This is a genomic window from Pontibacter beigongshangensis, assembly GCF_014332515.1.
In the GTDB taxonomy this organism is placed as follows: domain Bacteria; phylum Bacteroidota; class Bacteroidia; order Cytophagales; family Hymenobacteraceae; genus Pontibacter; species Pontibacter beigongshangensis.
Genome location: NZ_VFSD01000010.1, coordinates 74,856 through 92,943, shown reverse-complemented (window position 1 = coordinate 92,943; position 18,088 = coordinate 74,856). Strand labels below are relative to the sequence as shown.

Below are 18,088 nucleotides of genomic sequence, written 5' to 3'. Positions count from 1 at the left end.
AAATAAACTGGCAAAAATAGAAGTTGTAGTTTAAAAGATTATGGGGCATTTTGCGCCTATGAAATTAAACAGACTACTTGTTTTGCTTGTGTGGGTACTGTTGGGCGTGCCCGGCTTATTTTTACCTTTTAGTGCTGCAGCGCAGTCTGAACGCATAAAAGATTACAACAGCAATGGCTGGTACATGTATTTCGGCGATCATAAGATCTCTGAAAAATGGGGCGCACATACTGAAATACAGCTCCGCAGGCACAACATCCTGAAAGATCCGCAGCAGCTGCTGATCCGGACTGGCATTAACTATAACCTCACCGCCAACGCCATGATAACGCTCGGGTATGGCTTTATCGAAACATATCCGTATGGCGGATTTCCGGCTGCCGATATTTTCCCGGAGCAGCGTATTTACCAGCAATTACAGCTAAAAGGGAACCTTGGCCGTATAGGGCTCACCCATCGCTACCGCCAGGAGCAGCGCTGGGTGCAGGCCGCCGGCACCGATGCCTATACTTACCTGAACCGGTCACGCTACCTGCTCAAAGCAGTGCTGCCCCTGTCCGGCCCAACCTTAGATGCCAAAGAATTCTTTCTGGCTGCCTATGATGAGATTTTTGTAGGTTTCGGTGAAAATGTGCAGCGCAATATATTTGATCAGAACCGCTTGTATGCCGCCCTCGGCTACAAACTAAACGATGCCGGTTCGGTAGAGCTAGGTTACCTGAACCAGATTGTGCAAAAGCCAAGCGGTGTGGTGTTTGAGCACAACCATACCCTGCAGGTGTCGTTGTTTTATAACCTCGATTTTTCAAGAAAATAGCAACTGCCTGCACTGTCGCTTCAGCAGCAGCAGCAATGCAGGCAGTTGCTGTCCTGCTACTGGAGCAGCAAGGGGTAATCTGTCTGGCTTCTTACCTCCACCAGCTTAAAGTTTCCATACTGCCGTTTTAGGCTGGTTGGCCCGTTACAGGCCATGCTTACCGTTTCGGCATCCTTCCTTTGGGTTTCGAGGAGCAGAGCATCGCCAAAACCTTCGGCATTTTCGAGCCGGAACAGGGTGCCTGGTTTCATGCCTTTCTGAGAGAAAATAACCTTCGAGGATTTGCCCTGCTGAGCCTTGACAGTTACATTGGCCGGGTTGGAACCAGTATATTGCACCCAGATAGTTCTGATATTCTGGAAGCAGAACTCATCTTCCCCTGCGCCCTCTATGCAAAGCTGCAGGCGGGCGATGGCTCCTGAACCAGCTTGCTTGCGCTCATTGCCGAAGGTTACGATCATTTTGGCAACGCCTGGTATGTTGTCGAAGGTTACAAACCCGATGCCTTTGGCTCCTGTAACAGGGAGTTGCTGTTCATCCAGCAGCTGGCCGGTGCTGCTGTAGAGCGCTACTTTAGAGCCTGCCTCAGATTTCTCAATATCGGCCACGACCAGCGTTTTCATCGTTACAGACCGAACCGGCGAAAAATCCAGGACGATACGGCCGCCACGCTGGTTGGCGGCCAGGCCTGCCTCGTCGCCAATTGTCAGCAGGCCGTTCACGCCTGCCATCTGCGTATCGAAAGGGTTAAGCAGCTCGGTTGCCGGGTCCTGCGGGTCGAGCAACAGGGCCGGGGTTTCTTTCAGGTACTTGCCGTTTTTTCCTCGTTTCTGGGCTTTTACAATCATAATCGCTCCGTTCTCATCCACTACATCTATTGCCCGGGGCAGCTCTCCTGAACCAAACGACTGGATCAGGTTGCAGGTGGTAGGGTCGTAGCCGACCAGGTCAGACTGGTTCGAAATTTCCAGCGAGGCGGAGGGCGACAGCTCTTCTTCTTGCTGCTTACAGCTAACAAGTGCCAGGCAGGCCACAGCTGTAGCCAGGGTTGCATTAAAGGTTGTTTTCATATTACTTGGAGTTATAAAGGGGGGGTGGGTAATAAAATGAGTATGGATTATGGAGAACTTGTTTTGATATAGACTACTTGTACGGCTCCTGCGCCATTTGTTTCAGGCACAAGTGTTATTTCGAGTTAAAAAAGAAATTCGCCAGGCCCAGGCATTGAAAGTTAACGCCGGCTACGGCCGTGATGGCTTTTTTTGGAACTAGCCATGAACTTAATGCCTGCAACTACTTGTAGTAATCGGGTAAGGCTGTAATGGCCTGGAAGAATACAGGCTTTCTTTGATAGGGTTGCCAGGCTAACTTATCGGAAAAGCTGCTGCATCAGGTTGAATATGACCTCAAAAACCGGTTACTTTGCAGGCTCTATGGAATTGTACCTTACATCACTAAACTCGGGGAGTAACGGAAATTGCTACTATGTTGGCAATGCGCAGGAGGCTGTTTTAGTGGACGCAGGCATATCGTGCCGCGAAACCGAGCGCCGCATGACACGGCTCGGGCTTAGCATGAGCAAAGTAAAAGCCATCTTTGTGTCGCATGAGCACTCCGACCACATCCGGGGCATTGAGGTGCTGGCAAAGAAATATCGCCTGCCGGTATATATTACCCACGACACGGAGCGGTTTTCCCGACTCAGTTTAAGCCATGTTCAGACCATTCCGTTCAGCGCCTACGAACCGGTGCAGGTTGGGGAATTGAGCATTACCGCTTTCCCCAAGTTTCATGATGCTGCAGACCCGCACAGTTTTACCGTTAGCTACCGGGAGGTGAAGGTAGGCGTGTTCACCGATATCGGCGCTCCCTGCGACCACGTCATCAGGCACTTCCAGCAATGCCATGCCGCCATCCTGGAAGCAAATTACTGCGAAACCATGCTGCAGAACGGCCACTACCCCTACCACCTGAAGCGGCGCATCAGCAGCAACAAAGGGCATTTGTCTAACAAGCAGGCGCTCACGCTTTTCACCGGTTACAAGCCCGCCTTTATGAGCCACCTGCTGCTGGGCCACCTTTCCAAAGAGAACAACTGCCCGGAACTGGTGCAGGAGCTTTTTACGGCCAACGCCAGCGGAACCGAAATAGTGGTGGCCTCCCGATACGAGGAGACTCCCGTGTACACCATCCGAAATGCTGGCTTTGCAGCCACTCCACCCATTGCCCGGCCGGCGGCACCTGCTACGAATGTTCCCACTCAGCTTTCGCTGTTTTAAATCCTGTCCGACGCAAAATTTTCCCTAAGCAGATTATTCTAATCAAAACAGCCCTCCAGAGCCTCTGCTGCTGAAATAGACACAAGACGCAAGACTTTTTTGCCCGGGTTTTCAACTCCCCCCTTACCCCTTAAATTTTTAGAATTTTAGAACAGGCAGCATAAGTATGGCTGTGCTAATTTAACCAATGCCGCTGTGCCTAGTGCTTCTCCAATTTGATTCTCAGAAAGAATTAATGCTTGTTACGCTATCAGCAAGCATATCTGATATAATTTCTAATTTTGACTTTCCAATTTTTAATTTAGCGAAGCGCTATTAGCCCAATACCAGAATTATTCTAATCAAAACGCCCCTCCTGAGCCCCTTTCTGCTGCTGCGGCGCAGGCCCTCCCGGTTAAGTTGCCGATTGTGCAGCTAACGCAGGCATGCCGGAAATTTTCATAATTCAGATTCCAATGTTCAAATACTACAGCAAAGAATTTGTAAGTTTAGGTAAGCATACATCCACTTGTCGATACTACTATGAAACCGCTTGCATTTCCTCCTATACACCAGCGGCTAGCCATGCTGCCGGCGCTTTTTCTATTCCTGCTGCTGCTCATGGCCGCCTGCGGCACCAAAAGCAACGAACTGGGCCTGGAGCGCCGAAACTTCGGCCAGGAGATTGCGCAGGAGCAGAACCTGGTGTTCACTTTCGATAAGCAGCTGGTTACCGAGAAACAACTGCAAAAGTGGGACACGCTGCCTTACATCAAATTTAACCCGGCTGTAAAGGGACGCTTTAAATGGACGGCGGTAAACGAGCTGGTGTTTTCGCCACTCCAGCCCTTCGCCCCGAGCACCGATTTCCAGGCCGAATTAACGCAGCACCTGCTGGCGCACACCCAGGAGAAATATAAAATTCCGGAGGATCAGTCGATCCGGTTCCATACGCCCTACCTCGACCTGGCGGAAGCGCGGGCCTATTGGGCGCAGGCCGAAGAGCTGGGGCAGCTGGAGGCACGCGTAAACCTGAAGTTCAACTACCTCGTGAACCCAGGCGAGCTCAGCAAGCGCATCCATTTTTTTGCAGGCTCCACCGAGCTGCCGGTAGAGGTGCTGGCCAGCAACCAGTCTGACGAGATCGGCATCCGGATAAAAGGCACCGAGCACCTGAAGGAGGAGGCCACCCAGGTCCGGCTCCAGATTGCTCCCGGCCTCACCACCGCCGGCACCAGCTACCAGACACCAAAGCCGCTGGAGCAGAACGTGCTCATACCAACCCGGCAGGCCCTGCAGATTACTGAAGTAACCACCTTCGTGGAGAACAACCAGGAGATTGTTTTTGTAACCACCACCCTGCCCGTAACAGGCGACAACCTGCAGAAAATGGTATCGCTGGAGCCGAAGGTGGATTTTGTGGCGGAGCCGCAGGAAGGCGGGTTTGTGCTGCGGGGCAATATGCCGCAAGGCAACAACTATACCCTGAAAGTATCGAAGTTCCTCAAAGCCGTGGGCGGCATTATGCTGGAGCAGGACTACAGCCATCCGTTTTCCTTTGCCTCGTTGCGACCGGGTATTTCCTTTGAGAACAAGAAAAGTATTTACCTGAGCAGCAGCGGTTACCGCAACATGGCCCTGAGCATTGTGCAGGTGCCGCGCATAAAGGTGAGCATTGCCAAAGTGTTTGAAAACAATATTCTGCGTTACCTGCAGGATGGGCAGACGTGGGATGGCCACTACGACCAGGAATCAGAAGAATACTTCGAGAACTCGAATTACATGGTAAACGAAACCAACGGGAAAACCATTTTTGAACGGGAATATGACACCAAAAACCTCCGCCGCCAAGGCAACGCCTACCTGCTCAACCTGAACCTCGACAATCTTGATTTCGACAGCGAGTTTAAGGGCTTGTATGTGCTGTCAGTGAAGAGCACGGAGAAGAACTGGCTCAGCGATTCCAAAGTTATTTCGGTTTCGGACATCGGGCTGCTGGCGAAGCAGGGCAAAGACGAGGTGCTGGTGTTCGCCAACTCCATACGCGAGGCAACGCCCCTGGCTGGTGTCGAGATCCGGTTTATCAGCACCAACAACCAGGTCGTGCACAAAGCCAACACCGATAAAGAAGGTATTGCCCGCTTCTCCGACATGGCCAAGGCAGCGCCTGACTTTAAGATCGGCCTCATCACCGCCCGCTCCGGCCACGACTACACCTACATGCCCTACCGCGAAACACTCGTAAACACTTCCCGCTTCGAAGTAGGTGGCAAGCGCTTAGCAGAAATAAACTACGATGCCTTTATTTACGGCGACCGCGAGTTGTACCGCCCCGGCGACGTGATGCACGTGAACACGGTAGTACGCACACCCAGCTGGCAAAATGCTGCCGGCCTTCCCCTGAAACTGAAGCTGCTCCTGCCCAACGGCAAAGAGTTCCGCAGCGTGAGAGCTAAACTCAACAAACAGGGCGCTGCCGAAACCAGCTTTACCTTACCCACAGCTGCGGTAACCGGAACCTACACACTGGAAGTTTACTCCGGTAACGATGTGCTGCTGAACTCCAAAAAACTGGGCGTGGAAGAATTTATGCCCGACCGCCTGAAAGTGACCACCACCTTAAATAAAACCGCTTACAAAGCAGGTGAAACCGTGGAAACGCAGCTGGTGGCGCAGAACTTTTTCGGACTACCGGCAGCTGACCGGAAATACGAGGTGCAGCTGAGCCTAAAGAAGAAATCGTTCGAGGCCAAACGTTACCCAGACTATAATTTTGAGGTGGTAACAGCCGGATCAGTAGACATACAAACAAGTGTGCGACAAGGTCAAACAAATGAGAACGGCGAAGGCAAGGAAACTTTTGAGCTGTCGGATTACGAAGATATTGGTGTACTGGACGGCTCCCTTTTCACCACGGTGTTCGACGAGACGGGCCGGCCTGTGAACCGATTGGCTAAATTTGTGGTAAACACCCAGAACACTTTTTACGGGATCCGCAATTTTGACCGCTATGTAAGCACCCGACAGCCGCTGCGCATCCAAGTACTGGCCCTAGATGTAGCTGGCAAACCACTGGCTACGGCGCAGGCACAGGTGCAACTGGTGCGCTACACCTACGAATCGGTTATTGAGCGGCACTTCGATGCCTACAACTATAAATCGCAACGCCGCGAAAACATCATCCAGACCAAAACCATTACGGTGCCTGCCGCCGGCGCTGTGTACAGCTTTACCCCCACCCGCTCCGGCTCCTACGAGGTACGCGTGATGCGGCCGGGCGCACAGAACTATGTGGCGCAGGAGTTCTATGCCTATGGCTACGGCGACACCGAAAGCACTTCTTTTGAAGTAAACAACGAAGGCGAAGTAGACATAGCCCTCGACAAAGAATCTTATGAAGTAGGCGAAGAAGCCCACGTGCTGCTGAAATCGCCTTTTGCAGGGAAGATTCTGGTAACGGTGGAGCAGAACAAAGTGCTGAGTCATTTTTATGTGCAAACGGATAAGAAGGCAGCCTCCGTTTCTATTCCCATAAAAGACGAACACCTTCCAACCGTGTACATTACCGCCACCGCCCTGCGCGAAGTAAAAGACAATAGTCTGCCCCTCACCATTGCCCGCGGCTTTAAACCGGTAGCGGTGACGAAGAAAAGTACGAAACTGAATGTTGCTATTTCGGCACCGGAGGCCTCGCGCTCGCAACGGGTGCAGCAGGTAAAGGTGCAGACAGCCCCTGGTGCCGAGGTAACCGTGGCTGTGGTAGATGAAGGCATTCTGCAAATAAAAGACACCAAAACGCCTGATCCGCATAGCTTCTTTTACCAGAAACGCGCACTGGAGGTGCAGGCCTACGACCTCTACCCCTTCCTGTTCCCGGAGCTGGGCAACGGCAAGTCGAGCTTTGGCGGCGATGGGTTTGATCTCGCAAAACGAGTGAATCCGCTCACCACGAAAAGAGTGAAACTGGTATCGGTGTGGAGCGGCATTTTGAAAGCAGATAGAAGTGGCGAAGCTACCCTAAACGTGAACATTCCGGAATTTTCGGGGGCGCTGCGCGTGATGGCGGTGGCTTACAAGGACAATGCTTTCGGTTCGGCAGAGAAAACCATGCGCATTGCCGACCCGGTGGTGATCAGTACGGCACTTCCCCGTTTCCTGAGCCCGCGCGATACGGTGCTGGTGCCGGTAACGCTGACGAACACCACCGCTAAAAGCAGCACTGCCAGCAGCTCCCTGGCGGTAACCGGCCCATTGCGACTGGTGGGCGAGGCGACACAATCGGCTACCTTAAAACCTAATTCGGAGGCGCAGGTGCTGTATAAGCTGGTAGCGAGTTCCGGCATTGGTGCCGCTTCAGTAACGGTACAGGTAAAGGCGCTGGGTGAGCAGTTCAGCAGCAAAACCGAGCTGAGCGTTCGTCCGGCCGCTCCGCTACAGCAAATAACAGGCGCCGGCTCACTGAAAGACGGCGCCGTGGCCGACATCAACCCGACACATGACTTTATGCCGGCTTCGGTTTCGTCGAAGGTGTTGGTGAGCAACTCGCCGCTGGCACAGTTTAGCGATGACATTACCTACCTGCTGCAGTACCCGCATGGCTGCCTGGAACAGACTATTTCCACAGCTTTCCCGCTGCTGTACTTCGCCGACCTGGCCCGCTCGCTGAACCAGGATAAGAAGAGCCGCCACTACAACCCGAATTACCTGATTCAGGAGGCTATTACTAAAATAGAAGGGATGCAGCAATATGATGGTGGCTTCAGCTACTGGCCCGGCTCCGCTCACGGCTCCGATTGGTTTACAAGCGCCTACGCCACCCATTTTCTGCTGGAGGCGCGCAAAGCGGGGCAGCCGGTAAACAAGGAGGTGCAGGACAAGGCGCTTGCTTACCTGCAAAAGCTGGTGAAAGGCCGCGCCCTGGAAGAATACCGCTACTACAACGCGCAGCAGGAGCTGAAAAGCAAGTACGTGGCGCCCCGCGAAATTGCCTATTCCCTCTACGTCCTCAGCCTGGCCGGCAAACCCGACTGGTCCACGATGAACTATTTTAAAGCGAAACCGGAACAGCTTGCGCTCGACTCGCGCTACCTGCTGGCCAACACCTACGCCGTGAATGGTCGCCGCGAGAACTTCAACCAAACCCTCCCCCGCTCCTTCACAGGCGAAACAGCGGTGCGTACCCTCAGCGGCAGCTTCAGCTCTCCGCTCCGCAACATGGCCATGGCCCTGAACGCGCTGCTGGAAGCCGACCCGGATCACCAGCAGGTAGCCACGCTGGCACGGCACGTATCGCAGGAACTGGCGACGAGTAAGTGGTACAACACACAGGAACGGGCTTTCGCCTTGCTGGCCCTGGGCAAACTCTCGCGGCGCAGCAGCGGCAACCCGACGGCGCAGCTGGTGCAGAACGGCAAAAGCATTGCCAGCTACAGCGGCAAAGACTTGCTGCTAACTGACAAGCTGAACGCCGGAGCGCTTTCGGTGCGCAGCGGTGGCTCGGGCAGTTTGTATTATTTCTGGGAGATGGAGGGCATTAGCCAGAGTGGCCGCTACAAAGAAGAAGACAATTTCCTGCAGGTGCGCAAAACCTTCTACGACCGCAATGGCCGCCCCATCACGAACAACACCTTTGCCCAAAACGACTTGGTGATCGTGCGACTCACGCTGCAGTCGCTGGACAGCCGCAACATACCAAACGTGGCCATAACCGACCTTCTACCGGCTGGCTTCGAGATCGAGAACCCACGCCTGATGGGCGAGCGGGAGTTCAAGTGGCTGCAGCAACAGAACCCCGCTACCCCCGACCACCTCGACATCCGCGACGACCGCATCAACATCTACGCCACCGCCCGCGAAAAGCCGCAGCACTTCTTCTACCAGGTCCGAGCCGTAAACAAAGGCGATTTCCAGATGGGGCCTGTGGGTGCAGACGCTATGTACAATGCCGAGTATCATAGCTATAGCGGGGCTGGGGTTGTGAGGGTGAGGTAGTGGGATTTCAAAAGTTTATTAATTAAAAAGACAAAAATGAATGACAATCGAATAAATTACCGAAATTATCATCCGAACATCAGAGAAAATGATCCAGTCTATCTTCTATATCATATTGAACAGCTTCTTGAAATAGCTAAAGAATTTAAAAACTCATCCTCACTAATATATGCATGCTTGGATGCTAGAATTACACTTGAGCTTCTAGATTTAAAACTAATATTAGCAAGTGTTAAGCCTGAAGAAAGAGCCCAGATTATTGAAGATTCAAAACCTAAAAATGGGATAGAAAGAATGAATCAAAAAACAGGTAGTTTAAAAGAAAGATATCAGCTTTTTTTTGAATCTGTTTGTGAGGTGTTGAATGTAGATGCAAAATGCTATAACTACAAAAAATCAAAAGAACTGCAGCATAAACTTAGTACTTATATTCATTCTTATTATATGACGGAAGAGGAAATAAACTTTGAATCTAAAGTGATGCAAAGAGCTTTTACTCTTATTTCTGAAGTAGAAAATTTTGTTAAAGGCTCACTTGCCTTTGAAGGAGATGCATATAGTATTTTGGGAATAGAAATTAAATCTATTCCAGATGAAGACAAGATACTTCTGGATGAGTGGAAAAATAATCAAAAAATGGATGTAAATGAACTTAAGGGAAAACTAAAAAATAATCAAATAAACAGAAAAAATATATAATGTTACCAAGAAGTCTTCTAGGCTTCGTTTTATAGCAATTAAAGATAATATTGCAGAATTCAAATAAAAATATGAACTGGTTAAATCTTTTTATCTTAGGAGTGATTGCATCAGGTGGTTTTATTGCGTCGACATATGAGACTATAGCGAGCAGAAAAATGCTACCAATTGGCAAGTATTTTTCTAAAAATGGAGCACTTACTATTATAGGTGGATTTATAACTATGGGGGCTATTGTCACTTCAGTATTTGTAAATCCATGGTGGTCTATTATCCTAGTATTTATCTTTGCGTGGGTAGTAAACCAATTGTTGATAATGTCATTCAAATCACTAGCTCAATTTGTATCTCCTATATTGGTAATATTAGGAATTATTACTCTATTAATTTATAATCTTTAATCTCCCGCTGTTTGGAGTCTTCCGCAGGGGGACTCCAAACTTCCAATGAATCAGCAGGAACTCTGTTCCGGACAGATCGGATGAACCTTTCGAACAGCAGTCAAATCAGCAGGTAACCAGTTTAGCTTTTCCTCAAGCTGCATTGCCAACCGCCAGCAGGAAGTCGGAGACTTCCAATTTCATTTAAAGTTTGAAGTCGTCCTTCGAAAGACTCCAAACAGCGATTTCTTATTTACCCTAATCATCAATTACTTATTTACACAATTGTAATAGTAACAGCAGCATCAGGAGCAACAAATCTTTTCGAAGGGCTTTTCCGTTCAAATAATTTGTTAAATGAAGGCGTCTAAGGCAACAGCAAATGCAGTCAGGCTACCAGATCCGGAACCAGAATGGCATATACTTTATCACGTTTGCGGTGGTGGAGTGGGTGGACGTGTTCACTAGGAAAGAATATGCAGACCTGGTGGTAGAGAGCCTGCAGTATTGTCAGAAACAGAAGGGGCTGCTGTTATATGGCTGGTGCCTGATGTCGAACCACTTGCACCTGATAGCTTCAGCGCAGGAAGGTTCTGCCTTGTCAGACATTATCCGGGATTTTAAAAAATTCACCTCTTCGTCGATCCTCAAAGCTATTGAGCAGAATACCCAGGAGAGTCGACGAAATTGGATGCTATGGATCTTTCGAACAGCTGGTGAAAAGAACGGCAAAAATACCAGGCACCAGTTCTGGCGGCACGACAACCACCCGATTGAGTTGCTGACAAACAAGTTCAAAGACGAGAAACTGCACTACCTGCACCAGAATCCCGTCACGGCTGGCCTGGTCGCAGAAGCGGAACATTACCTGTACTCCAGTGCCATCGATTATGCCGGTGGTAAAGGCCTACTGACAGTAGTGTTCTTGTAAGCCATTTTCCCCGCTGTTACGCCATGTATAACGCAGAACACTCAGCCCAACTACAGCATTTGTTACAGCTTCTTTAACCGAATATGGCGAAACTCCACTTTCATCGGCGGCCCGGCGTGTACCTGTACGCCAATTTTACCACGCATGCTTCTGTGTACTGCGTCGTTGTCTGTTACCTCAGCCATAAGGGTGCCATTGATATAGTGCTTCAGGTTATTTCCTTTCGCCACGATATGCAGCTCGTTCCAATCGTCGTAGTGGATGCTTTTAAGCAGGGCAGCCCGGTCTAAGGTATCGGTCACCAAAGGTGGCTGTCCTGTTTCTAGTTGCACCTTTTGTCCGCGTACGGCCAGGAACTGCCGGCCCCGCTCTTCGTAATTCTGGCCGGTGTGGCGGGGATAGCCGAGGTTATATTTGTCTTTGCCGTCAATGTCGGCCTGGTAACCTGTAAGGGCAAAGGCCAGTGTATCAATTTGCCTGCTCCGGTAGTTCACGCCGCTGTTGCCTTTGGGAGAAATGCGCTAATCCAGCTTTAACTCAAAGTCTGCCGGTTCGCCTCCCTGCCAAATCAGAAAAGTATTTTGCTTGAGGATTGTCTGAGACGTTACCTCTCCTACCAGCACACCATCTTCCACCCGCCAGTAAGCAGGATCGCCTTCCCAGCCCTCCAGGCTTTGTCCGTTGAAGATGTGGTTAAAACCTTTGTCGCCTGTGTGCGAGCTGATTTTACAACCAGATGCCGCTATTAGTATAATAAGAAGTAATCTGTACAGCATAATGCTCAACTTTATTTCTCTCAGGTCTAAGCTATCATTATTGAACGGCATAGACAACTACAATTACCTTACTAAAATTAAAAACAACAAAAATTAGATATTCATATATTTATATTAGACTTTTATAGCACAATAAAGTTCAACTAAAAACAGTGTAAATGAAAACATTATTTCTAAGTCTAATTTTGCTTACATCACTTGCAGTAAATGTGCAGGCACAAACCGAAAAAGGATCTAAAATGCTTGGAGGAATTGGTAACATAGGTCTCTCTGATGGTTTCACAGTTCTTGCACAGCCTAACCTCGGCTTTTTTGTAGCAGACAATTTTGCAGCTGGAACTTCCCTGTTATTATTTTATTCGAAGCAGAATAATTTCAGAAATGCTGGCATTGGTGTTCAGCCATTCTTAAGGTACTACATTGGTGAATCGCTTCCTGTTAGACCTTTTGTAGAAGCAAACGGAGGGTATTTAGCAGCGAGAAGTAAGTATACAGGAGAGGGTTTTGCATATGATAATAAAAATAACAGCCACTTTTTTGGTGGGGGACTAGGTGCAGCCTATTTCCTGACAAACCAGATCGGGTTGGAGGCAATGCTATACTACAGAAGCAACGAAAATCCTGTACTTGTAAATTACCAGGGTAGCAGCAAGCTAGGTATTTCTTTTGGTTTCCAGATCTACCTGCCAGGTTCAGCAGCTAAGTAAGGCTGGTAGACAGATAAACAAAGCGGTCTCACTGGCCTAAGTAAAAGCGCAGCGAAACCCGTTACAAACAATGAACCAAGTCTTAAGGCTTTCCTGGACCAGCTATACTATATCACCTCTTAATCACCTTCGCTGTTTGGAGCCTCGCTAACCACGACTCCAAACAGCGGGGAGGATTTTAAACTTTTTAAAAAGCAGCAGAAAATCCGTTTTGGACAAACCGGCTGGACCTTTCAAACGATAGTCAAATCAGCCGGTAAGCAGTATCACTTTCCTCAATCTGCACAACTACCAGCCATTAGCAAGACGAGGACTTCAATTTTATTGTAATCTTGCAATCCACCCGCGAAAGGCTTCAAACAGCGTAAGTTAACAACTATAGATAATTATGTTTTGAGGAAATTATGAATAAAAGAAAACTTGTTAAGATTATATTAATTGCATTCCTGCTCTATTCATGTAAGCATTTTTACAACAATTTCTTAACAGCCGAAATGATACCAGGGGTTTATGTAAACACGAATTTTGATTACACACCTTTTCTGGTTGAAATTCCCTACGGACCCGACACGTTAACTCTTTTTAAAGATGGTCACTTTTCCAGTCGTTATTGGGGAACAGGGGCGTATAAATTAACACGCTCAATCAAAGGCTCAGAAATAAGACTACAATATACGTATGAAGCCGGAACTGCTAGTTTTCAGGCTCCAATAGAGAGAAACTTATTTGGCAGATCACCCAGAATAGTTCTCTATAAAGCAAGAGACCACCACTACGAAAAAATTGACTGAATCATTTCTAGAGAGCACCCACTTTTGGTCAAACACAATGCATTCCCTGATTTTAGTCCTCCTACAGATCGACTCTTAAACGGCACAGATCTGCCTTCCGTAGTATCAGCAGGAGCAGCAGCAAGCAAACACCTCCGGAGGGGCATTTTCATTCAAATAATTCCAGCATGTCGAAAAACGCGTTTAACTACTCCCTGGACTTTAACACGGTAGATTTCAGGAAGCAGCCGGAATTGTACCGGATCGGGGTTGGGGAGCAGGGTGTTTTGCTGGTGCAGCCTTACAAGTCGGAGATACTGCCTCACTGGAAATTTAAGACTGAAGCTGTCGCAAAAGAGTCTGCGGAGAAAATTTATGCTCTGTTTGAGAACTACCTGGCCGCACAGGATTTTGTAGGCGCCGACATGGCCCGGAAATACCTGCAAATGGGGTTTACCAGGGCCAGGCGGTACGCCAACTACAAGAGCGGCAAAAAGTACGAAACCGGGGAACAAGACAATGCTGCTGCGCTGCCTTACCCCTACTCCGCCGGCAGCCAGCACAAAGGAAACCCTGTTCGTCGGCAGGAAGAAGACGCCCTCACCAACGAAAAGGCCAAAGCGGCAGCCGTATTTAAAACCTACTGGTTCAGGGCAAAAGATCACCCGGATTATTTACGCCAAAAAGAGCAGTTCAAAAAGCAGTATTATAAATAATTGCCGGACATGTATAGACAGCGCCACCACTTATCGGAACTCCCATTTGATTTGTACTAATGATGAAATAATCTTGTGTCTTATGTCCTGAAACAAATCGCAGTACAAATTCAATTTCCGAAGGTAAGTTGCAGTCTATAGCTTTGTACAGCCCGACCCCTTAAAGTGCAGAGGCAGGAAGTAGCGCAGGCCTGCCTCCCAGAAGATCCGCACCAGTAAACCCGAAAAAAAAATGACAGCCGCTAAAATAAAACAGGTGGCTCCTGGTTATAAAAAAAGATTTATCCAACACTAACGTTTGCCTATGCATTATCATAACTACAAAAACCTGCTGCAGAACAACCTGGAATGGGCCGAAGAGAAACTGAAGCAGGACCCCACCTACTTCGATAACCTGACGAAGGGCCAGAAGCCTCCGTTCCTGTTTATAGGGTGCTCCGACAGTCGGATGCCGCTCAACAGCTTTACCAAGACCGAGCCTGGCGAGCTCTTTATACACCGTAACGTCGCCAACCAGGTTTCGCTCACCGACATGAACCTGCTGGCCGTGCTGGAGTATGCGGTGGAGGCCCTGAAGGTGCAGCATATCGTTATCTGCGGCCACTACTTCTGCGGTGGTGTGGCGGCAGCTTACAAAGACAGTGCCACCGGCGTGGTAGAAAGCTGGGTGAACCCCATCCGCGAAATATACCTGCAGAACCGAGCCGCGATAGATGCGATCGAGGAGGAAGACGACCGCATCAACAAACTGGCAGAGCTCAATGTAGTAGCCCAGGTACGGAATATTTGCAATACCTCGGTGATGCAGCGCGCGTTCAGAGCAGGCTCCTACCCCAGCGTGCATGGCTGGGTGCTCGACATACGGGTGGGCCGGATCAAGGAACTGGAGCTGCCGCTCGAAGAGTGGCGTGAGCTTGGCATACTGCCGGCTTAACCTCCTTGCCTAAACTGCCCTGCCTGGCGGCCGGCGATCTGCTCTACAGCCAGATCGCCGGCCTGCTTTCTCTGCTTCCCCGAGGCATGGCTTCTCTCTCGTAAAAAGTGCCGCTCCTGCCTATTAATTAAGCCTTTCGTGCCAGCAACTCTGGATTTCAATTTACCTTGGAGCAACCTGGTTGTTTAAGGGCTGAACCGGAAATTTTAAGCTGAAAAGGAAATCACAACTCAACTCTCCCTCCCAGGCCCCCAACCCTTTTTTATTAATCGAGATGCTCTCAAATTTATTTTGCAGGGGTAAGATAACGCAGCACAGGGGCGCAGTGTATGAATTATTCCGGCAAAAACCACCCTCTGAGAAGGCTGCTGCTTTTATCCCACAGGGAGTACCGGGTAGCGCTTAGTGCCCGGAAAATGTAAGCCTGTCGGGTATCGGGGTAATTATGCTAATCAAAACGCTCCTGCGGAGGCTATTCCTGCTGCTGCTAAAGACACGACTCATACTCCTGTTCACGACAGCCGCCACCCTTCCCTCAAAAAATTCTCCGGAGGGGCAATTTGATTAGAATAATTGATAAATTAGTACTTGGTCCGGGCAGGATGCGCCTGGCCCTAAATCAGGAGGCGATGCCCTGCTGAGAACAAAGCTTTTAAATCAGAGAAGTGCAGCTGCTACAAAAACTGAAGCGTTACCAGGAACCTCACCTGCCTCACAAGAGCAGGCGGGTGGCCATGGCGCTGCTCGCGCTGCTGCTCTGCTGCACCCTTGCCTTTGCCACGCTCAACCTGCTCTTTCCGCTCCGGGTACAGCTGGCCTACTCCCCTGTCATCACAGCCTCAGATGGCAGCGTGATCAACGCCTTCCTGAGCCCCGATGATAAGTGGCGGATGCAACTGGAGGCAGATGAGGTGAACCCCACCCTGAAAAAAGCGGTGCTACTGAAGGAAGATCGCTACTTCTACTACCACCCTGGCGTGAATCCGGTGGCACTGGTACGGGCCTTTGTTAACAACACGTTGCGCGGGAAAACAACGTCCGGCGCCTCAACCATTACCATGCAGGTGGCACGGATGCTGTACCCCAAAAAACGAACCTACTGGCATAAACTGACAGAACTGTTCCGGGCGCTGCAGCTGGAGTGGTACTACAGCAAAGACGATATTCTGCTGCTCTATCTCAACCTGGTGCCGTTTGGTGGCAACATAGAAGGCGTAAAAGCGGCTTCGGTGCTGTACTTCCACCAGTCGCCCGGGCAGCTGAGCCTGGCGCAGGCAGTAACACTGGCTGTAATCCCGAACAAACCTTCCTCGCTCCGAATTGGCGTGCAGAACCACCGGATCGTGCAGTTCCGAAACAAATGGCTCCGGTACTACCGGCAGGCCAGGGCTTTTCCGGACAAGGAGATTGAAGATGCGCTGCAGGAGCCGCTGGAGGCAACCCGGCAGAGTGCCCCGCGCGTGGCACCTCATTTTGCTTATCGCATGCACCGGCTCTACCAGGACCAGGCCATCATCAACACCACGCTTAACCGGCAGGTGCAGGAAAAGGTGGAGAAACTAGCCTACAACTACCTGCAGCTGCTGCGGCACAAAAACATCCACAACACCTCGGTGCTGGTACTCAACAACCAGACGCATGCCGTGGAGGCCTACCTGGGCTCCGCCGATTTTGCCGATGCCGCCCATGGCGGGCAGGTAGACGGCGTGCGGGCCATTCGCTCGCCCGGCAGCACCCTGAAGCCGTACCTCTACGCCGCCGCCTTCGACCGTGGCCTGATCACACCCAAAACCATTATCAGCGATGTGCCTATCGACTACGCCGGCTACCGTCCCGAGAATTACTTTGGCACCTACAGCGGCAACATAACCATAGAACAAGCCCTGGCTACCTCGCTCAACGTGCCTGCCGTAAAGGTGCTCGACCAGTTGCAGGTGCATCAGTTTGTGCAGAAGCTGTCGCAGGCCGGATTTGGGCAGGTCCGCAAGGAGAGCAGCCAGCTGGGGCTCTCGCTGATTCTGGGAGGCTGTGGCGTGCGGCTGGAGGAGCTGACAAACCTGTTCTCTGCCTTTGCGAACCAGGGCCGCCTTGCGCCGGTCCGCTGGCTGCAGACCGACACCCTGCGTGTGCAAACCCAGCTGGTTTCGCCTGCTTCCGCCTACATGGTGAACCAGATCCTGACGCAGCTCAAACGCCCGGACCTGCCACACAACGCGCACAACAGCGCCCGCCTTCCCAAAATAGCCTGGAAAACCGGCACTTCCTATGGCCGCAAAGATGCCTGGAGCATCGGCTACAACAAAAAATATACAGTGGGCGTGTGGGTAGGCAATTTTTCGGGCGAAGGCGTGCCGGAACTCAACGGCACCGACTCGGCTACTCCCCTGCTGTTCGACATTTTCAACGCGATAGACTACGATAGCCCCGAGACCTGGTTTACGGCTCCTAAAGACCTGGCCCTCCGCAGCGTGTGCACGGAAAGTGGCAAGCCCCTAAACAGCTTCTGCACCAGCCACATCACCGATACCTATATACCCGGCAGATCGGCCGTAGTCAAATGCAACCACCTGAAGCGCGTAGCCGTGTCGGCCGACGGCAAGATAGCTTACTGCACCAGCTGCCAACCCGAAAGTGGTTTTGAAGAGCGATGGTACCCGAACTATGCCCCGGAAATCGTTACGTTTTTCGGTTCGGAACATATTCCATACCAGCAGCTGCCGCCTCATAACCCGGCTTGCAACCGGATTTTCCAGGAATTCGCACCTGTCATCACCTCACCCACTAACGAGGCCGAATACATACTAGAGTGGGAAGAACACCAGCAACTCATGCTCCACGCCAACACCCACAACGAGGTTAAGCAGCTGTACTGGTACATCAACGACAAATTCCTGAAGGCCGGGGCCGCCAACGAGAAAATTTTCTTCGAGCCCGAAAAAGCCGGCCGCTACAAAATCTCCTGTACCGACGACCAGGGCCGCAATACCGACAGCTACATGCTGGTCCGGTTTATCGGGCGCTGAAGGGAGGAGGTCTTGTGCAGATGGGCAGCAGGCATTGAGCTTAGTTTGCTAGCATGTGTTACCTGGTGCTCTTCCAAATTAAAAAT

At 50.5% G+C, this 18,088-nt stretch carries 12 protein-coding genes and 1 pseudogene; 11 read left to right on the top strand and 2 right to left on the bottom strand.

Translation table 11 applies throughout. The annotated features are described in order from the left end of the window. Positions 1-58 precede the first annotated feature (58 nt). Entirely contained in the window at positions 59-817 is a 759-nt protein-coding gene (locus FJM74_RS10005) for a DUF2490 domain-containing protein (protein ID WP_187262461.1), read from the top strand. A 56-nt stretch (positions 818-873) separates the two neighbouring features. Here the strand turns inward: FJM74_RS10005 and FJM74_RS10000 are convergent, their stop codons facing one another. Next, on the bottom strand, positions 874-1,887 hold the full coding sequence (locus FJM74_RS10000; protein WP_187262460.1) for a hypothetical protein: 1,014 nt from the start codon (positions 1,885-1,887) through the stop codon (positions 874-876). Positions 1,888-2,250: 363 nt separating this feature from the next. Between FJM74_RS10000 and FJM74_RS09995 the strand changes: the two genes are divergently transcribed. The 5 genes from FJM74_RS09995 to FJM74_RS09975 all read left to right on the top strand — a co-directional run bounded on the left by FJM74_RS09995 (position 2,251) and on the right by FJM74_RS09975 (position 11,076). Then, positions 2,251-3,096: an MBL fold metallo-hydrolase gene (locus FJM74_RS09995; protein ID WP_187262508.1), complete on the top strand. Its 846-nt coding sequence runs from the start codon at positions 2,251-2,253 to the stop codon at positions 3,094-3,096. Between the two features lie 522 nt (positions 3,097-3,618). After that, positions 3,619-9,066 (top strand): alpha-2-macroglobulin family protein, encoded by a 5,448-nt coding sequence (locus tag FJM74_RS09990; RefSeq protein ID WP_187262459.1) that lies wholly within the window; start codon positions 3,619-3,621, stop codon positions 9,064-9,066. 36 nt (positions 9,067-9,102) lie between these two features. Then, positions 9,103-9,765, top strand: a complete 663-nt coding sequence (locus FJM74_RS09985; protein ID WP_187262458.1) for a hypothetical protein — start codon at positions 9,103-9,105, stop codon at positions 9,763-9,765. 71 nt (positions 9,766-9,836) lie between these two features. After that, positions 9,837-10,166 carry a hypothetical protein gene (locus FJM74_RS09980; RefSeq protein ID WP_187262457.1) on the top strand — a complete coding sequence of 110 codons (330 nt, stop codon included), beginning with the start codon at positions 9,837-9,839 and terminating at the stop codon, positions 10,164-10,166. Between the two features lie 361 nt (positions 10,167-10,527). Further along, positions 10,528-11,076, top strand: a complete 549-nt coding sequence (locus FJM74_RS09975; protein WP_187262456.1) for an REP-associated tyrosine transposase — start codon at positions 10,528-10,530, stop codon at positions 11,074-11,076. Positions 11,077-11,138: 62 nt separating this feature from the next. Here the strand turns inward: FJM74_RS09975 and FJM74_RS09970 are convergent. After that, positions 11,139-11,852 (bottom strand): annotated as a pseudogene (locus FJM74_RS09970) (3-keto-disaccharide hydrolase). A gap of 158 nt (positions 11,853-12,010) precedes the next feature. Between FJM74_RS09970 and FJM74_RS09965 the strand changes: the two are divergent. The 5 genes from FJM74_RS09965 to pbpC all read left to right on the top strand — a co-directional run bounded on the left by FJM74_RS09965 (position 12,011) and on the right by pbpC (position 18,002). Then, positions 12,011-12,559: an outer membrane beta-barrel protein gene (locus FJM74_RS09965; protein ID WP_187262455.1), complete on the top strand. Its 549-nt coding sequence runs from the start codon at positions 12,011-12,013 to the stop codon at positions 12,557-12,559. A gap of 404 nt (positions 12,560-12,963) precedes the next feature. Then, positions 12,964-13,350: a hypothetical protein gene (locus FJM74_RS09960; protein ID WP_187262454.1), complete on the top strand. Its 387-nt coding sequence runs from the start codon at positions 12,964-12,966 to the stop codon at positions 13,348-13,350. Between the two features lie 167 nt (positions 13,351-13,517). Further along, complete coding sequence (locus FJM74_RS09955) at positions 13,518-14,045, top strand: DUF4385 domain-containing protein (RefSeq protein WP_187262453.1); 528 nt, start codon at positions 13,518-13,520, stop codon at positions 14,043-14,045. Between the two features lie 304 nt (positions 14,046-14,349). Next, a complete protein-coding gene (locus FJM74_RS09950) occupies positions 14,350-14,979 on the top strand; it encodes a carbonic anhydrase (protein WP_187262452.1) in 630 nt (209 codons plus the stop codon). 665 nt (positions 14,980-15,644) lie between these two features. Next, on the top strand, positions 15,645-18,002 hold the full coding sequence (pbpC, locus tag FJM74_RS09945; protein ID WP_317175548.1) for a penicillin-binding protein 1C: 2,358 nt from the start codon (positions 15,645-15,647) through the stop codon (positions 18,000-18,002). Positions 18,003-18,088: the final 86 nt, after the last annotated feature.